This is a genomic window from Burkholderia sp. BCC1977, from assembly GCF_905339595.1.
In the GTDB taxonomy this organism is placed as follows: domain Bacteria; phylum Pseudomonadota; class Gammaproteobacteria; order Burkholderiales; family Burkholderiaceae; genus Burkholderia.
Window position 1 is genome coordinate 119,985 of the sequence record NZ_CAJPGQ010000005.1, and the last position, 15,897, is coordinate 135,881.

Sequence of the window (15,897 nt, forward strand, 5' to 3'; positions counted from 1 at the left end):
CGACGATGGATTTCCAGCACACAGAAGACCGCCGGATGCTGGCGGACACGTTGAACCGCTTCATCGCCGAACAGTACCCGTTCCCGGTGCGCGACCGCATCGCGCAGTCGGCCGAAGGGTTCGATCGCGCGATGTGGCAGCGCTTCGCCGAACTCGGCGCGGTCGGCGCGCTGTTTCCCGAAGCCGACGGCGGCTTCGGCGGCGCGGGTTTCGACCTCGCCGTGGTGTTCGAATGCCTCGGGCGCGGGCTCGTCGTCGAGCCGTTTCTCGGCGCGCTGCTCGCGGGTCGCGCGTTGTCGCTCGCCGGCGGCGACGCGCATCGCGCGCGGCTGGCCGCGCTGATCGACGGCAGCGCGAGCGCCGCGTTCGCGCACGACGAGCCGGGCTCGCACTACGAACTGACGACCGTGCGCACGCGCGCCGAGCGTGCCGGCGACGGCTGGGTGCTGACGGGCGCGAAGGGCGTCGTCGACCAGGCCGCGCAGGCGGCGTTCTTCGTCGTCAGCGCACGCGTGTCCGGTCATGACGACGACACGGCCGGCATCGGCCTGTTCGTCGTGCCGGCCGATGCGCCGGGCGTGTCGTTGCGCGATTACCGGAAGATCGACGGCGGCCGCGCGGCCGAAGTGAGCTTCGAGCGCGTCGTGCTGCCGGCCGAGGCCGCGCTCGGCGCGCCGGACGCGCACGACGGCGAAGCGGGCGCCGCGCTGCTCGAACGCGTGATCGGCTACGGCCTGCTCGCGCTGTCGGCGGAGGCGCTCGGCGCGATGGATGTCGCGAAGGACGCGACGCTCGACTACCTGCGCACGCGCAAGCAGTTCGGGTTGCCGATCGGCAGCTTCCAGGCGCTGCAGCACCGGATGGCCGACCTGCTGCTCGAAGTCGAGCAGGCGCGCTCGGCGGTGATCAACGCGGCCGCGCAGCTCGATGCGCCGCGTGCGGTGCGCGAGCGCGCGCTCGCGGCGGCCAAATACAGCATCGGCCGGATCGGCACGCTGGTCGCCGAGGAAAGCATCCAGCTGCACGGCGGGATCGGGATGACGTGGGAGCTGCCGCTGTCGCACTACGCGAAGCGGCTCGTGATGATCGATCACCAGCTCGGCGACGAGGATCACCATCTCGCGCGCTACATCGCGCTGTCGAAACCGCTGTCGAAACAATAAAGGTGGACAACGCGAATGGAGGAGACAACGATGACGAACGACCCGCGCGCGTTGCCGCTGGCCGGCGTGAAGGTGCTCGATTTCTCGCGCGTGCTCGCGGGCCCGTGGAGCGCGATGGTGCTCGCCGATTTCGGCGCGGACGTGATCAAGGTCGAGCATCCGGCGCGCGGCGACGACACGCGCGACTGGGGGTTGCGGATCGGCGCGACCGAGACGACCTACTTCAACAGCGTGAACCGCAGCAAGCGGTCGATCTGCGTCGACCTGCAGACGGAAGCCGGGCAGCGCATCGCGCGCGAGCTGGCCGCGCAGGCCGACGTGCTGATCCACAACTTCAAGTTCGGCGGCGCGGAAAAACTCGGGCTCGGCTACGACACGCTGGCCGAGCTGAATCCGCGGCTCGTGCATTGCGCGATCTCGGGCTACGACCGGTCGGGCCCCGAAGCCGCTCGGCCCGGCTACGACCTCGTCGTGCAGGGCGAGGCGGGGCTGATGGCGCTGAACGGCGAGGCCGACCAGCCGCCGCTGAAGTTCGGCGTCGCGGCGGTCGACCTGTTCACCGGCATGTATTCGGCACAGGCGATCCTCGCCGCGCTGTACGAGCGCCATGCGACGGGGCGCGGACGGCGCATCGAGATGGCGCTGTTCGACTGCGGGCTGATGATCACCGCGTACTACGGGCTCGACGCGTTGCTGATGGGCGAGGATCCGCCGCGCTACGGCAACGCGCATCCGTCGATCGTGCCGTACGGCGTGTTCGATGCGGCCGACGGCCCGCTCGTGATCACGGTCGGCAACAACACGCAGTTCGCGCGCTTCTGCGACGCGATCGAGCGGCCCGACCTCGCCGCGGACGAACGCTACAAGACCAACCTCGGCCGCTCGGAGAACCGCGCCGCGCTGCTGCCGGAGATCCGCCGCGAACTCGCGCGGCGGCCGCGCGCGACGCTGCTCGCGGCGCTGGCCGGCGCGGGCATCCCGTGCGGCGAAGTGCTCGGGCTGCACGACGCGTTGACCTCGGAGCGCGCGACCCGCGCGGGGCTCGTCACGCGGCAGCCGCATCCGGTCGCGGGCGGCGTCGACGTGCTCGCGCCGCCGTACCGCTTCGACGGCGCGCGCCTGCCGGTGCGCGGTGCGCCGCCGGTGCTCGGCGCCGATACGGACGACGTGCTCGGCGGCTGGCTCGGGCTGTCGGCACACGAGCTGGCGCGGTTGCGTGCGGACCGCGTCGTGTAACGCGTTTGATGCCGTGCCGCCGCGGCGCGGGCGGAGCAGGTGACGCGCGCCGACCATCCATAAGACACGCCTCGCGAACGACGAGGAGACATTGGAGACACCATGGAGCTTTCCGTCATCGAATCGGTCACGGCGCGCCGTGACTACCAGCAGCTCGTGCGTGCGCGGCGCCGCTTCAGCTTCACGCTGACGGCGCTGATGATCGCCACGTACTACGGCTTCATCCTGCTCGTCGCGCTCGCACCGCACGTGCTGGCCGCGCCGCTGTACCGCGGCGCGACCACCACGGTCGGGATCGCCGCGGGCGTCGCGATCATCCTGGTCGCGATCGGCCTGACCGCGTGCTACGTGCTGCGCGCGAACCGTGCGTTCGACCGCCGCGTCGACGCGATCCTGCAGCGTTCGTGACGGAGGCCGACATGCGACGCATTTCGAGCGCGCTTGGCGCGCTGACCGTTCTCGTTTCCTCCGCCGCGCACGCGACCGGCGTCGCGGGGCCGATGCCCGACAAGGTCGAGCTGAACCCGGTGGCGATCGCGATGTTCTTCGCGTTCGTGTTCGCGACGCTCGCGCTCACGCGCTGGGCCGCGCGCCGCACGCGCTCGACGCGCGACTTCTACACGGCCGGCGGCGGCATCACCGGGCTGCAGAACGGGCTCGCGATCGCGGGCGACTACATGTCGGCCGCATCGTTCCTCGGCCTGTCGGGGATGGTGTTCATGTTCGGCTTCGACGGGCTGATCTACTCGATCGGCTTCCTGGTCGGCTGGCCGTTCGTGATGTTCCTGATCGCCGAGCCGCTGCGCAACCTCGGCAAGTTCACGTTCGTCGACGTCGTCGCGTACCGCTTCGCGCAGCGGCCGATCCGGCTGCTCACGTCCGCGAACGCGCTGACGATCGTCGTGCTGTACCTGGTCGTGCAGATGGTCGGCGCGGGCAAGCTGATCCAGCTGCTGTTCGGGCTGTCGTACGGCACGGCCGAGCTGATCGTCGGCGTGCTGATGGTCGTGTACGTGTTCTTCGGCGGGATGACCGCGACCACCTGGGTGCAGGTGATCAAGGCCGTGCTGCTGCTGTGCGGCGCGACGGTGCTCGCGTTGCTCGCGCTCGGCGAATTCGGCTTCAGCGTCGACGCGATGTTCCGCCGCGCGGTGGCCGTGCATCCGGGCGCGCTGTCGATCATGGGGCCCGGCAAGCTGATCCGCGACCCGGCCAACGCGCTGTCGCTCGGCATCGCGCTGATGTTCGGCACCGCCGGCTTTCCGCACATCCTGATGCGCTTCTTCACGGTGCCGAACGCGAAGGAGGCGCGCAAGTCGGTGCTCTACGCGACCGGCTTCATCGGCTACTTCTACCTGCTGACCTTCGTGATCGGCTTCTCGGCGATCGTGCTGCTCGCGCAGCATCCCGAGTTCTTCAAGCTCGGCGCCAACGGCACCTTCAACCTGACGCACGACTTGCTCGGCGGCTCGAACATGGTCGCGGTGAAGCTCGCGCAGGCGGTCGGCGGCAACTGGTTCTACGGCTTCATCGCGGCCGTCACGTTCGCGACGATCCTCGCGGTGGTCGCCGGGCTGACGCTCGCCGGCGCGACCACGATCTCGCACGACCTGTATGCGCAGATGTGGGCGCGCGGCAAGCCCGACGAGCGGCTGGAAATGCGCATCTCGCGCGCGGCGACGATCGGGTTGTCCGCGGTCGCGATCGCGCTGTCGATCCTGTTCGAGCACGTCAACGTCGCGTTCATGGTCGGCCTGGTCGCGGCGGTGGCCGCCAGCGCCAATTTCCCGGTGCTCGCGATGTCGATCTTCTGGCGCGGGATGACGACGCGCGGCGCGGTGCTCGGCGGCGGCCTCGGCCTCGTGTCGGCGGTGGCACTGACGGTGCTGTCGAAGTCGGTGTGGGTCGACGTGCTGCACCACGCGCATGCGCCGGTGTTCCTCGACAACCCGGCGCTCGTGTCGGTGCCGCTCGCGTTCGTCGGGATCGTCGTCGGCTCGCTCGCGGACCGCGGCGAGCGCGCGCGGCGCGAGCGCGATGCGTTCACGCAGCAGGAGTTCTACGCGCAGACGGGCGTGCTGGCGAGCCGGGCCGTGCAGCACTGATTCGTCGGATGAAACGATCCATCCGTCCGGATCGCCGGACGGATATTTTCCGGAAATCCGGAATCCCGGATTTCCTTGCCTGCCGCATTATGGGAAATACAATGAAAACAACGGTTTGAGGGGTTCCGGACACCTGGCATCGACCTTGCAATATGAAAAGCACGGCCATCCCCCCGGCCCGACTATTAAACCAAGGAGACAATCGATGACCACTGCCTTCCATCCCCTCCGGACGTCCTGAGGCATCGCTTGTTGCGGCACGGCAGCCGCGCGGGCGGGTGCGTTTCCCCTGACATTCGTCCGCGCGCGTGACGCCGTTTCCATCGGCTCATCTACTTCAGCAGGAACCATCGTGAAGAAGAAACCCTTCTACAAAGTGCTCTATGTGCAGGTGATCTTCGCCATCATCGTCGGCGTGATCCTCGGCCACTTCTACCCGGCGCTCGCCACCGACATGAAACCGCTCGGCGACGGCTTCATCAAGCTGATCAAGATGGTGATCGGCCCGATCATCTTCTGTACGGTCGTCACCGGCATTGCCGGCATGGAGGACATGAAGAAGGTGGGCCGCGTCGGCGGCAAGGCGCTGCTGTACTTCGAGATCGTGTCGACCTTCGCGCTGCTGCTCGGCCTCGCGGCCACGCACATCCTGCGTCCGGGCGTCGGCTTCAACATCGATCCGGCGACGCTGAACGGCAAGGAAGTCGCATCGTACGCGGCGAAGGCGCACGGGCAGTCGACGGTCGACTTCCTGATGCACATCATCCCGAACACGATGGTCGATGCGTTCGCGCAGGGCGAAATCCTGCAGATCCTGCTGATCGCGCTGCTGTTCGGCAGCGTGCTCGCGCACCTCGGCGAACGCGGCCGTGTCGTGACCGACTTCATCGACGGTCTCACGCGCGTGCTGTTCGGCATCGTGCACATCGTCACGAAGCTGGCGCCGATCGGCGCGTTCGGCGCGATGGCGTTCACGATCGGCAAGTACGGCGTCGGCTCGCTGGTGCCGCTGCTCAAGCTGATCGGCACGTTCTACCTGACGTCGGTCGTGTTCGTGCTGGTCGTGCTCGGCGCGATCGCGCGCGTCACGGGCTTCTCGATCATCCGCTTCGTGTCGTACATCAAGGAAGAGCTGCTGATCGTGCTCGGCACGAGCTCGTCGGAAGCCGCGCTGCCGCAGCTGATGGAAAAGCTCGAGAAGGCGGGCTGCTCGCGTTCGGTCGTCGGCCTCGTCGTGCCGACCGGCTACTCGTTCAACCTCGACGGCACCAACATCTACATGACGATGGCCGTGCTGTTCATCGCGCAGGCGACCAACATCGAACTGACGTGGATGCAGCAGCTCACGCTGCTGGCGGTCGCGATGCTGACGTCGAAGGGCGCGAGCGGCGTCACGGGCGCGGGCTTCATCACGCTCGCCGCGACGCTCGCCGTCGTGCCGACGATCCCGCTGTCGGGCATGGTGCTGATCCTCGGCATCGACCGCTTCATGAGCGAATGCCGCGCGCTGACCAACATCGTCGGCAATGGCGTCGCAACCGTGGTCGTGTCGGCCTGGGAGAAGGAGCTCGACCGCAACAAGCTGCGCCAGGCGCTGACCGGTGGCGGCGAAGTCACGACGACCGAGACGGCCGGCGTCTGACATCATGAAGGAGCAGGCGGCGGCACCGCCCGCGGGCGGCGCGCCGCGCGGCGGCCGCGGTAGCGACGAGGAGCCCTATGACACAATAGGCGATCCGCATCGCCAGGAAGTCACGTCCGTGAAGCGCCGCCTGCTCATCCTCGTCATGCTTGCCGCCGCGCTCGCGGCGGCGTGCGCGCTGACGTGGACCATCACGTGGCGGCGCGGCGTCGCCGAGTTGCAGCGCAACGCCGCGGTGCGCGTCGACCGCACCACCAACGCGCTCAAGAGCACGCTCGACCGCTACGAATCGCTGCCTTATCTGCTCGGCAGCCATCCGTACGTGCTGGACCTGCTCACCGAGCCGAAGCGCGCCGATTTCACCGCGCGCGCGAACCGCTATCTCGAAGACCTCAACGAACACGCGCACGCGACCGTCACCTACGTGATCGGCGCGGACGGCCTGTGCGTCGCCGCCAGCAACTGGCGCGCGCCCGACAGCTTCGTCGGGATCGGATACCGCTTCCGCCCGTATTTCATGGACGCGATGAACGGCCAGGTCGGCCGCTTCTTCGGGATCGGCACGATCTCGCGCGACCCCGGCTATTACATCTCGCAGCCGGTATGGCGCGACGGCAAGATCGCGGGCGTCGTCGTCGTGAAGCTCAATCTCGAATGGTTCCAGGGCGCCGATGCGTCCGAACCGCTCGTCGTCGCGGACGATCACGGCGTCGTGTTCCTGTCGTCCGTGCCCGCATGGAAGTACCACACGCTGCATCCGGTGACGGGGCCCGTCGCCGCGTCGATCTACGAGACGCGCCAGTACGCGCAGCAGCCCGTCACGCCGCTGCCGCTGCGCGTCGAGCAGGTGCTCGGCGCCGATGCGGAGATCGTGCGCCTCGGTCCCGGCCTGCGCGCGCCGCGCTTCCTCGCCAGCAAGCGGCGGATCGGCGAGCCCGACTGGCTGCTCGTCACGCTCGCGCCGATCGCGCCGATCGACGCCGACGCGCGCAACGCGACGATCGTCACGGGCTTCGGCTTCGTGTCGGTCGCGTTGCTCGCGTTCTACTGGCGCATGCGCCGCGCACGGGTGCGCGAGATGATCCGCGGCCGCGCGCTGCTGCAGCAGGCGTACGCGGAGCTGAACCGGCGCGTCGAGGAGCGCACGGCCGACCTGTCGGAAGCGAACGAGCAATTGCAGAAGGAAGTGGGCGACCGGATCCGCGCGGAACAGGAATTGCGCGCCGCGCACGACGAACTGATCCAGGCGAGCAAGCTCGCCGCGCTCGGCCAGATGGCGGCCGGCATCACGCATGAACTGAACCAGCCGCTCGCGGCGTTGCGCAGCTTCTCGGACAACACGCGCGTGCTGCTCGATCGCGGCGAGCAGGCGGCCGCGCGCGAGAACCTCGAGGCGATCGCCGCGCTGACCGAGCGGATGGGCAAGATCACCAACCAGCTGAAGCTGTTCGTCGGCCGTGCGAAGCCGCGCAACGAACAGGCGCTCGTCGTGCGTGCGCTGCGCAGCGTGCTGTCGCTGCTCGGCGACCGGTTGCGCGGCGTCGCGCTCACGCTGACGCTGCAGGATGCGACCGTGTCGCCCGCGCAGGACGCGCCGCTCGACCTGGCGCGCGATTATCCGGAACTCGTCGCCCGTTGCGAGGACCTGCGCCTCGAACAGGTGCTGATCAACCTGCTCGGCAACGCGCTCGACGCGGTCGCAGGCGTCGCGGCACCGGCGATCGAAGTGACGGTTGGCGTGTCGGTCGCGACGCTCGCGGTCGAGGTGCGCGACAACGGTTCCGGCATCGCGCCCGATTTGCTGCCGCGTTTGTTCGAGCCGTTCTTCACGACCAAGGAAATGGGGCGCGGGCTCGGGCTCGGCCTCGCGATCTCGTCGTCGATCGCGAGCGACGCGGGCGGCGCGCTGACCGCGCGCAACGCGCCGTCCGGCGGCGCGTTGTTCGTCTTGACGCTGCGCCGCGCACGCACGCATCATCCGGACTCCGTGTCCGAGCCGGCGGGCTCGCGCTAGCCCGCCGCAGACCCGGTCGCATGACCGGCATCAACGAGAGCCGCGCGCGCACCACCGCCGCGCGGCCTGTCAGGAGCAAGTGACTACGATGGCCAACCGGCTGCAAGTGATCTATATCGAAGACGATGCGCTCGTTCGCCGGGCGAGCGTGCAGAGCCTCCAGCTCGCGGGGTTCGACGTCGTCGGGTTCGAATCGGCCGAGGCGGCCGACAAGGCGATCGTCGCGGAAACCGCCGGCGCGATCGTCAGCGACATCCGGCTGCCCGGCGCGAGCGGGCTCGACCTGCTCGCGCAGTGCCGCGAGCGCGTGCCCGACGTGCCGGTGATCCTCGTCACCGGCCATGGCGATATCTCGATGGCCGTGCAGGCGATGCGCGACGGCGCGTACGACTTCATCGAAAAGCCGTTCGCGGCCGAGCGGCTGATCGAGACGGTGCGTCGCGCGCTCGAGCGGCGCGAGCTCGTGCTCGAGAACCATGCGCTGCGGCGCGAGCTGGCCGGGCAGAACATCGTCGCGCCGCGCATCATCGGCCGCAGCCCGGCGATCGAACAGGTGCGCAAGCTGATCGCGAACGTCGCGCCCACCGACGCATCGGTGCTGATCAACGGCGACACGGGCGCCGGCAAGGAACTGATCGCGCGCAGCCTGCACGAGCTGTCGCCGCGTCGCGACAAGCCGTTCATCGCGGTGAACTGCGGCGCGCTGCCCGAGCCGATGTTCGAGTCGGAGATGTTCGGCTACGAGCCCGGCGCGTTTACCGGTGCCGCGAAGCGCCGCGTCGGCAAGCTCGAATATGCGTCCGGCGGCACGCTGTTCCTCGACGAAATCGAAAGCATGCCGCTCGCGCTGCAGGTGAAGCTGCTGCGTGTGCTGCAGGACGGCGTGCTCGAGCGGCTCGGTTCGAACCAGCCGATCCGCGTGAACTGCCGCGTGGTCGCGGCCGCCAAGGGCGACATGAGCGAGCTCGTCGCGGCCGGCACGTTCCGGCGCGACCTGTTGTACCGGCTCAACGTCGTGACGATCGCGCTGCCGCCGCTCGCCGAGCGCCGCGAGGACATCGTGCCGCTGTTCGAGCACTTCATGCTCGACGCGGCCGTGCGCTACGGGCGGCCGGCCCCCGTGCTGACCGACCGGCAGCGCGCGAGCCTGATGCAGCGCGACTGGCCCGGCAACGTGCGCGAGCTGCGCAACGCGGCCGACCGCTTCGTGCTCGGCGTGGCCGACATGCCGCAGGAAGCCGGTGCGAGCGGCGACGATGCCGAGAGCGACCAGACGCTGAAGGAGCGCATCGAGCAGTTCGAGCGCGCGGTGATCGCCGAGGCGCTGAACCAGACGGGCGGCGCGGTCGCCGCGACGGCCGACCGGCTGCATGTCGGCAAGGCGACCCTGTACGAGAAGATGAAGCGCTACGGGTTGTCGGCGAAAGGCGAAACCGAGCGCTGAAAAAGACACGGACCGCGGAACCGGGCTGGCCGGTCGTGCGGTCCGTGGTGCGGACGAGGGCGCGGCGGGCGGCCCTGCGCGTCCGGTCGTGCGGCGCTCAGGCCGCGTTGCTGTCGAGCGCCTTCTTGAGCAGCGCGTCGAGTTCCGCGAATTGCGGGGCGCCGACGTAGCGCTTCAGGATCTTGCCGTCCTTGTCGACGACGAAGGTCGTCGGCGTGAGCTGCACGTTGCCGAACTGCTTCGCGACGCTGCCGTCGTCGAGCGCGACCTTGAACGGCAGCTGGCGCGTCTGCGCATAGTTCGCGACGTACATCGGCGGATCGTAGTTCATCGCGACCGCGACGAATTCCAGACCCTGGCCCTTGAAGCGATTGTAGGTATCGACCATCTGCGGCATTTCCTGCATGCAGGTCGCGCAGCTCGTCGCCCAGAAATTCACGAGGTAGACCTTGCCCTTCAGGTCGCCGGCCGTCGACACTTTCTGGCCCGACAGCAGCGTGAAGGTGGCGTCCGGCACGGTGGACTTGCCGTTGAACGCGAAGAAGCCGGCAATGGCGATGGCCGCGACGACGACGGCCGCGACGATATAGCGTGCGGGGCCGGTGCGGCGCTGGGCGGGAGGCGTGGTGTTCATCTGCGGTGCTCTCGGAGTCGGTCGATGACGCGGATCGATGCAAAGGACGTCGAAATTCGGCAGTTATTTTAGCGCGAATGCGGCGCGCGCACCGGCGGCCGCCACACATCCCGGGTGTCGGCTTCGGCGGATAATGGGCGTTTTGCCTGTCCCCATCACTGCCATGCCGAAGGAAGTCATCGATTCGTTGCGCCCCCTTTTTCGCCCGCTGCGACACTTCGCCGCGCTCGCATGCGTGAGCGCGGCGCTGGCCGCGTGCTCGCCGTCATATGACTGGCGTACGCTGCACAACGACGCCGGCTACACGATCGACCTGCCGGCGAAGCCGACCGTCGAGGACCAGCCGGTGGCGGTCGGCGGCGCGTCGATGCCGATGCGGATGCAGGCCGCGCATGTGGACGGCGCGGTGTTCGCGGTCGGCACGCTGACGCTGCCCGACGACCGCGACGACACGCGCCGTGCGGCGCTCGAGTTCCTGCGCGCCGGGCTGTCGCGCAATCTCGACGGCGTGCCGCAGACGGCCTCGGTGCCGGTGCCGCTCGCGGCCGGCGGCGCGGTGAACGGGCTCGAGCTGCGCGTCACGGGCGCGGCCAGCGGCGGCGACCACTCGCACAAGACGATCGTCGCGCGGCTCGTGGCGCGCGGCCGGCATGCGTACCAGGCCGTCGCGATCGCCGACGGGCCGCTCGCGCAGGAACAGCTCGACCAGTTTCTCGGCTCGTTCAAACTCGACTGACAGCGGCCGGCGAGGGCGCTCGGACACGCCGTGCCAATTGAAAGTTCATTCGCAGCTTTCGACGCTAATCGCCGGATTTTGCGGGGATTTTTCGACTATCCACAGTGCATGTGGATAACTTTGTTGAAAAGTTGCCCGAATCTCCCGCAAAGCCGCGCCGGACGGTCTTCCGGCCCAATTGGCAGCGCGCGCTCCCTTTCGGAAAGATCAATAAAAACAAAGGGATACCGATTCCATGATGAAGGAGGGCCCGCGCATGGCGATCAGGGGCCGGATTCGTGAAATTGTGCATAAGTCAAGTCTTGACAGCCGGATTTTGTCCTCCGAGGGCGCTCACAGCGCCGTGAGCGCACGCCGGTAGCGGATCGCCTCGGCGATCTGCGCGGCCGTCGGCAACGGGTCGCCGGCCAGGTCGGCGATCGTCCGCGCGACCTTCAGCACGCGGAAATACGCGCGCGCCGACCAGCCGAAGCGCTCGCCGGCCTCGCGCAGCAGCCGCTCGCCGTCGTCGGTCGGCCGGCACAGGTCGTCGGTCTCGCGCCCGCTCAGCATGTGATTGGTCTTGCCCTGCCGGTCGAGTTGCAGCGCACGCGCCTGGGCGACCCGTGCGGCGACCGCCGCGCTCGGTTCGCCGGGCGCCGTCGCGCGCGTCGCCAGTTCGGCCGGCGACAGCGCGGGCAGGTCGATCTGGATGTCGATGCGGTCGAGCAGCGGCCCCGACAGCTTGCGCAGGTAGCGGGCGGCGACGTCGGGCGAGCAGCGGCAGCGCCCGGACGGATCGCCGTGCCAGCCGCACGGGCACGGGTTCATCGCGGCGATCAGCTGGCACGCGGCGGGGAAGTCGGCCTGCTGCGCCGCGCGCGAGATCGTGATGCGGCCGACCTCGAGCGGCTCGCGCAGCATCTCCAGCACGTGCCGGTCGAATTCGGGCAGCTCGTCGAGAAACAGCACGCCGAGGTGCGCGAGCGTGATCTCGCCCGGCTGCGGCGGGTTGCGGCCGCCGACCAGCGCGGCGGCGCTCGACGAATGGTGCGGTGCGCGGAACGGCCGCCGCCGCCACTGCGCGGGCGAGAAGCCGATGCGGCTCGCGGAAAGGAGCGCGGCCGACGCCAGCGCCTCGTCGTCGGTCAGCGGCGGCAGCAGGCCGGGCAGCCGCGCGGCGAGCATCGACTTGCCCGCGCCGGGCGGCCCGATCATCAGCATGTGGTGTCCGCCCGCGGCGGCGACTTCCAGCGCGCGCCGGGCGCCGCGCTGGCCGACGACGTCCGCGAGATCGGGCGCGGCCGGCGCCGGCGCGCCGTCGAGGCAGGGCGCCGCGACCGGCGCGAGCCGGGCATCCGGCGCACCGGCCAGGTGCGCGCACAGCGCGGGGAGGTCGGGTGCGCCGAACACGGTGACGCCGGGCACCAGCGCGGCCTCGGCCGCGCTGTCGAGCGGCAGGTACAGCTCGGGCGGGCGCGACAGGGCTGCCGCGCCGGATATCGCGACGCAATCGAGACCGGAACGGCGGCTGGAATCGAGACCTGAATCGAGTCCGGAACCGAGACCGGAACCGAGACCGGAACCGAGGCCGGAACCGAGTCCGGAACCGAGACCGGAACCGAGTCCGGAACCGAGGCCGGAACCGAGGCCGGAACCGAGGCCGGAACCGAGACCGGAACCGAGACCGGAACCGAGGCCCGCTCCGGCATGACCCGCGCGCCAGTCCCGCGCCGCGCCGCACGCCATCGCGAACGCGCCGCGCATCGGCCGCAGCGCGCCGGTCAGCGACAGTTCGCCCGCGAATTCGCGGCCGGCCAGCGCGTCGGCCGGGAGCTGGCCGTTCGCGGCGAGGATGCCGAGCGCGATCGGCAGGTCGAAGCGGCCCGACTCCTTCGGCAGGTCGGCCGGCGCGAGATTGACGGTGATGCGCCTGACGGGGAAGTCGAAGCCGCAGTTCTGCAGCGCGGCGCGTACGCGCTCGCGGCTTTCGCGGACTTCGAGATCGGGCAGGCCGACGATCGAGAACGACGGCAACCCGTTGGCAAGATGGACTTCGACGGTGACGTCCGGCGCGCGACCGGCCGCCGGCGCGCGACTGCGCACCACGGCGAGCGACATGGCGAGGCTCCTGTAAATGAATCGGACGGGCAACGGCCGTTCGGGCCGCATGCCGCGGAAAGCGGAGGAATCGGTGCGCGCTTGCCGGCGTGGCGCGGGAAAGAACGAGGAACGACGAAGAGCGGGGAACAGCGAAGAACGAGGAACAGCGAAGAGCGAGGAACAGCGAAGAGCGAGGAACTGCGTAGAACGACGGAACAGCTGGCTGACTTCCGGGTGTCAGGCGCGGACCGCACGAGGCGGCCCGCGCCCGGACCTGTCGGTCGGGTGGGGCGTCAGGCCTGGGACGCTGCGAGCTTCTGCTCGAGTTCCGCGACGCGCTTCTCGAGTTCCTCGAGACGCACGCGGGTGCGGGCGAGCACCTGTGCCTGCGTGTCGAACTCCTCGCGCGTGACGAGATCGAGCTTCGAGAAGCCTTGCGACAGCATGGCCTTCACGTTGCGCTCGACATCCTTCGCCGGCGAGTTTTTCAGCAGGTCGCTGACGCGCGACTGCAGGTCGTTGAAAACATCGCTGGGTTGCTTCATGAGATTTCCCTTCCTTGCACAAAAAATGTGCATCTTCAGTTGCGTACGTGCCCATGATGCACGCATGACCGGAAATGGTGCGCCCGCGGCGCGAATTCCGGGCATGGCGCCCGCATGGGTGAATGGCCCGGTGGTCCGGGACGTGCGTGCACTCTAGCAATGATCCTTTCGGCGCGCCAGCAAACCTGGGCCACGTTGACCATTCGGCCGGGCTTCCGCACCTTTCCGCACCTTTCAGCCCGCGATGCGACCCCGTTTCAGAGCCATTCGAGACGGTGCTCGCACGAACATGGCATGCGAGTTGCTGAGGAGAGACCGTTACACCATTCCAACCAATTCGACGGGACCACCCAGCGAGAGGACTTCATGAAACTGATTACCGCAATCATCAAGCCGTTCAAGCTCGATGAGACGCGCGAAGCGCTCTCCGCGCTCGGCGTCTCGGGCATCACGGTGACGGAGGTGAAAGGGTTCGGGCGCCAGAAGGGGCACACCGAGCTGTACCGGGGCGCCGAATACGTGGTCGATTTCCTGCCGAAGATGAAGATCGAGGCGGCCGTGTCCGACGATCTCGTCGACCAGGCGGTCGAGGCGATCGAGCGGGCCGCGCGCACCGGCAAGATCGGCGACGGAAAGATCTTCGTCACGCCGATCGAGCAGGTGATCCGGATCCGGACCGGGGAGACCGGCGCAGACGCGCTGTAACAGACAAAGACAAGCGACAAGAGGAAACCCGAGATGCGCAAACTTCTGATGTCCCTGCTGATGGCCGGCTCGCTGATCGCGGCCGGCGTCGGCCCCGCGCTCGCTGACGACGCGGCTTCCGCCGCGGCTGCGTCCGCGCCCGCCGCCACGGCTTCCGACGCATCGGCAGCCGCCGCTCCGGCCGCTTCGGCGCCGGCCGCCACGGACGCATCGGCACCGGCCGCTGCCGCCGCACCCGCTTCGGGCGCCGCCGACGCATCGGCTGCCGCCGCCGCGTCCGCGCCGGCCGCGCCCGCCGCGCCGACCGAGCCGTTCTCCGTCGATTCGTCGAAGATCAGTGCCGGCGACACCGCGTGGATGCTGACGTCCACCGCGCTCGTGCTGTTCATGACGATCCCCGGCCTCGCGCTGTTCTACGCGGGCATGGTCCGCAAGAAGAACGTGCTCGCGACCGTGATGCAGAGCTTCGCGATCACCGCGGTGATCACGGTGCTGTGGACGGTGGTCGGCTACAGCCTCGCGTTCACGCCGGGCAACGGCTTCATCGGCGGGCTGTCGCGCGCGTTCCTGCACGGGATGACCTACGTGAAGGGCGACAAGGCGACCACGCTGACCGTCAGCCACCTGGCGACGACGATTCCGGAGTCGGTCTACTTCGTCTACCAGATGACGTTCGCGATCATCACGCCGGCACTGATCTGCGGCGCGTTCGCCGACCGGATGAAGTTCTCGGCGATGCTCGTGTTCATGACGCTCTGGTCGCTGATCGTCTATGTGCCGATCGCGCACATGGTGTGGGAGCCGACCGGCTGGCTGTCGTCGGACGGCGTGCTCGACTTCGCGGGCGGCACGGTGGTGCACATCAACGCCGGTATCGCGGGCCTCGTGTCGTGCCTGATGCTCGGCAAGCGCGTCGGCTTCGGCCGTGAATCGATGGCGCCGCACAACCTCGTGCTGACGATGATCGGCGGCTCGATGCTGTGGGTGGGCTGGTTCGGCTTCAACGCGGGTTCGGCGGTCGCGGCCGACGGCCGCGCCGGCTTCGCGATGCTGACGACGCAAGTCGCGACGGCCTGCGCGGCGCTCGGCTGGATGTTCGCCGAGTGGGTCTCGCACGGCAAGCCGTCGGTGCTCGGCATCGTGTCGGGCGCGGTCGCGGGTCTCGTCGCGATCACGCCGGCCGCCGGCTTCGTCGGCGTGACGGGTGCACTCGTGATCGGCATCGCGGCCGGCGTCGTGTGCTTCTGGTCGGCGACGTGGCTCAAGTCGAAGCTCGGCTACGACGACTCGCTCGACGCGTTCGGCGTGCACGGCATCGGCGGGATTCTCGGCGCGCTGCTGACCGGGGTATTCGCGGTCAAGGACATCGGCGGCGCCGACGGCAGCCTGCTGCTGCAGGCGAAGGGCGTGCTGATCACGCTGGTGTACAGCGGCGTGCTGAGCTTCGTGCTGCTGAAGCTGATCGACCTGACGATCGGCCTGCGCGTGACCGAAGAGGAAGAGCGCGAAGGCCTCGACGTGGTGCTGCACGGCGAGCACGTCGAATAAGTCGTACGGATGACGGCGGGCCGCCGCGCAGACGGCGCCCGCG

The 15,897-nt window shown here is 69.0% G+C and carries 13 protein-coding genes; 10 read left to right on the top strand and 3 right to left on the bottom strand.

Translation table 11 applies throughout. The features are described from left to right. The first annotated feature begins 5 nt into the window (after positions 1-5). From U5771_RS06625 to U5771_RS06655, 7 genes are all read left to right on the top strand, one after another. Positions 6-1,163 (top strand): acyl-CoA dehydrogenase family protein, encoded by a 1,158-nt coding sequence (locus U5771_RS06625; RefSeq protein ID WP_322023241.1) that lies wholly within the window; start codon positions 6-8, stop codon positions 1,161-1,163. Between the two features lie 30 nt (positions 1,164-1,193). Next, positions 1,194-2,399 (top strand): CaiB/BaiF CoA-transferase family protein, encoded by a 1,206-nt coding sequence (locus U5771_RS06630; RefSeq protein ID WP_322023242.1) that lies wholly within the window; start codon positions 1,194-1,196, stop codon positions 2,397-2,399. Positions 2,400-2,501: 102 nt separating this feature from the next. Then, a complete protein-coding gene (locus U5771_RS06635; RefSeq protein WP_014895931.1) occupies positions 2,502-2,807 on the top strand; it encodes a DUF485 domain-containing protein in 306 nt (101 codons plus the stop codon). A gap of 11 nt (positions 2,808-2,818) precedes the next feature. Then, positions 2,819-4,504 (top strand): cation acetate symporter, encoded by a 1,686-nt coding sequence (locus U5771_RS06640; protein ID WP_322023243.1) that lies wholly within the window; start codon positions 2,819-2,821, stop codon positions 4,502-4,504. A 352-nt stretch (positions 4,505-4,856) separates the two neighbouring features. Beyond that, positions 4,857-6,146, top strand: coding sequence for a dicarboxylate/amino acid:cation symporter (locus U5771_RS06645; protein WP_322023244.1), 1,290 nt, complete (start codon positions 4,857-4,859; stop codon positions 6,144-6,146). 4 nt (positions 6,147-6,150) lie between these two features. Beyond that, a complete protein-coding gene (locus tag U5771_RS06650) occupies positions 6,151-8,160 on the top strand; it encodes a sensor histidine kinase (protein ID WP_322023245.1) in 2,010 nt (669 codons plus the stop codon). A gap of 88 nt (positions 8,161-8,248) precedes the next feature. Further along, positions 8,249-9,604 (top strand): sigma-54-dependent transcriptional regulator, encoded by a 1,356-nt coding sequence (locus tag U5771_RS06655; protein ID WP_044846740.1) that lies wholly within the window; start codon positions 8,249-8,251, stop codon positions 9,602-9,604. 97 nt (positions 9,605-9,701) lie between these two features. Here U5771_RS06655 and U5771_RS06660 read toward each other — a convergent pair whose 3' ends face one another. Next, positions 9,702-10,238 (bottom strand): TlpA disulfide reductase family protein, encoded by a 537-nt coding sequence (locus tag U5771_RS06660; protein ID WP_322023246.1) that lies wholly within the window; start codon positions 10,236-10,238, stop codon positions 9,702-9,704. A 163-nt stretch (positions 10,239-10,401) separates the two neighbouring features. Here U5771_RS06660 and U5771_RS06665 point away from each other — a divergent pair, with 163 nt between their 5' ends. After that, a complete protein-coding gene (locus U5771_RS06665; RefSeq protein WP_322023247.1) occupies positions 10,402-10,974 on the top strand; it encodes a hypothetical protein in 573 nt (190 codons plus the stop codon). A gap of 333 nt (positions 10,975-11,307) precedes the next feature. Here the strand turns inward: U5771_RS06665 and U5771_RS06670 are convergent, their stop codons facing one another. Together U5771_RS06670 and U5771_RS06675 are read right to left on the bottom strand one after the other, a co-directional pair. Beyond that, the gene (locus tag U5771_RS06670) at positions 11,308-13,074 is read right to left on the bottom strand and encodes a YifB family Mg chelatase-like AAA ATPase (protein WP_322023248.1); all 1,767 of its coding nucleotides are present in this window, start codon (positions 13,072-13,074) and stop codon (positions 11,308-11,310) included. Between the two features lie 275 nt (positions 13,075-13,349). Then, complete coding sequence (locus tag U5771_RS06675) at positions 13,350-13,601, bottom strand: accessory factor UbiK family protein (protein WP_006398174.1); 252 nt, start codon at positions 13,599-13,601, stop codon at positions 13,350-13,352. Positions 13,602-13,967: 366 nt separating this feature from the next. On the opposite strand from U5771_RS06675, the gene U5771_RS06680 reads away from it, so the two are divergent. Continuing rightward, the gene (locus U5771_RS06680; RefSeq protein WP_006398175.1) at positions 13,968-14,306 is read left to right on the top strand and encodes a P-II family nitrogen regulator; all 339 of its coding nucleotides are present in this window, start codon (positions 13,968-13,970) and stop codon (positions 14,304-14,306) included. A gap of 33 nt (positions 14,307-14,339) precedes the next feature. Then, positions 14,340-15,854, top strand: coding sequence for an ammonium transporter (locus tag U5771_RS06685; protein WP_322023249.1), 1,515 nt, complete (start codon positions 14,340-14,342; stop codon positions 15,852-15,854). The last annotated feature ends 43 nt before the right edge of the window (positions 15,855-15,897 follow it).

Coding starts and splice junctions, on each gene's coding strand:
- U5771_RS06670 (WP_322023248.1), bottom strand. CDS start 13,074: ATGTCGCTCGCCGTGGTGCGCAGTCGCGCGCCGGCGGCCGGTCGCGCG.
- U5771_RS06630 (WP_322023242.1), top strand. CDS start 1,194: ATGACGAACGACCCGCGCGCGTTGCCGCTGGCCGGCGTGAAGGTGCTC.
- U5771_RS06650 (WP_322023245.1), top strand. CDS start 6,151: ATGAAGGAGCAGGCGGCGGCACCGCCCGCGGGCGGCGCGCCGCGCGGC.
- U5771_RS06635 (WP_014895931.1), top strand. CDS start 2,502: ATGGAGCTTTCCGTCATCGAATCGGTCACGGCGCGCCGTGACTACCAG.
- U5771_RS06685 (WP_322023249.1), top strand. CDS start 14,340: ATGCGCAAACTTCTGATGTCCCTGCTGATGGCCGGCTCGCTGATCGCG.
- U5771_RS06675 (WP_006398174.1), bottom strand. CDS start 13,601: ATGAAGCAACCCAGCGATGTTTTCAACGACCTGCAGTCGCGCGTCAGC.
- U5771_RS06665 (WP_322023247.1), top strand. CDS start 10,402: ATGCCGAAGGAAGTCATCGATTCGTTGCGCCCCCTTTTTCGCCCGCTG.
- U5771_RS06625 (WP_322023241.1), top strand. CDS start 6: ATGGATTTCCAGCACACAGAAGACCGCCGGATGCTGGCGGACACGTTG.
- U5771_RS06660 (WP_322023246.1), bottom strand. CDS start 10,238: ATGAACACCACGCCTCCCGCCCAGCGCCGCACCGGCCCCGCACGCTAT.
- U5771_RS06655 (WP_044846740.1), top strand. CDS start 8,249: ATGGCCAACCGGCTGCAAGTGATCTATATCGAAGACGATGCGCTCGTT.
- U5771_RS06680 (WP_006398175.1), top strand. CDS start 13,968: ATGAAACTGATTACCGCAATCATCAAGCCGTTCAAGCTCGATGAGACG.
- U5771_RS06640 (WP_322023243.1), top strand. CDS start 2,819: ATGCGACGCATTTCGAGCGCGCTTGGCGCGCTGACCGTTCTCGTTTCC.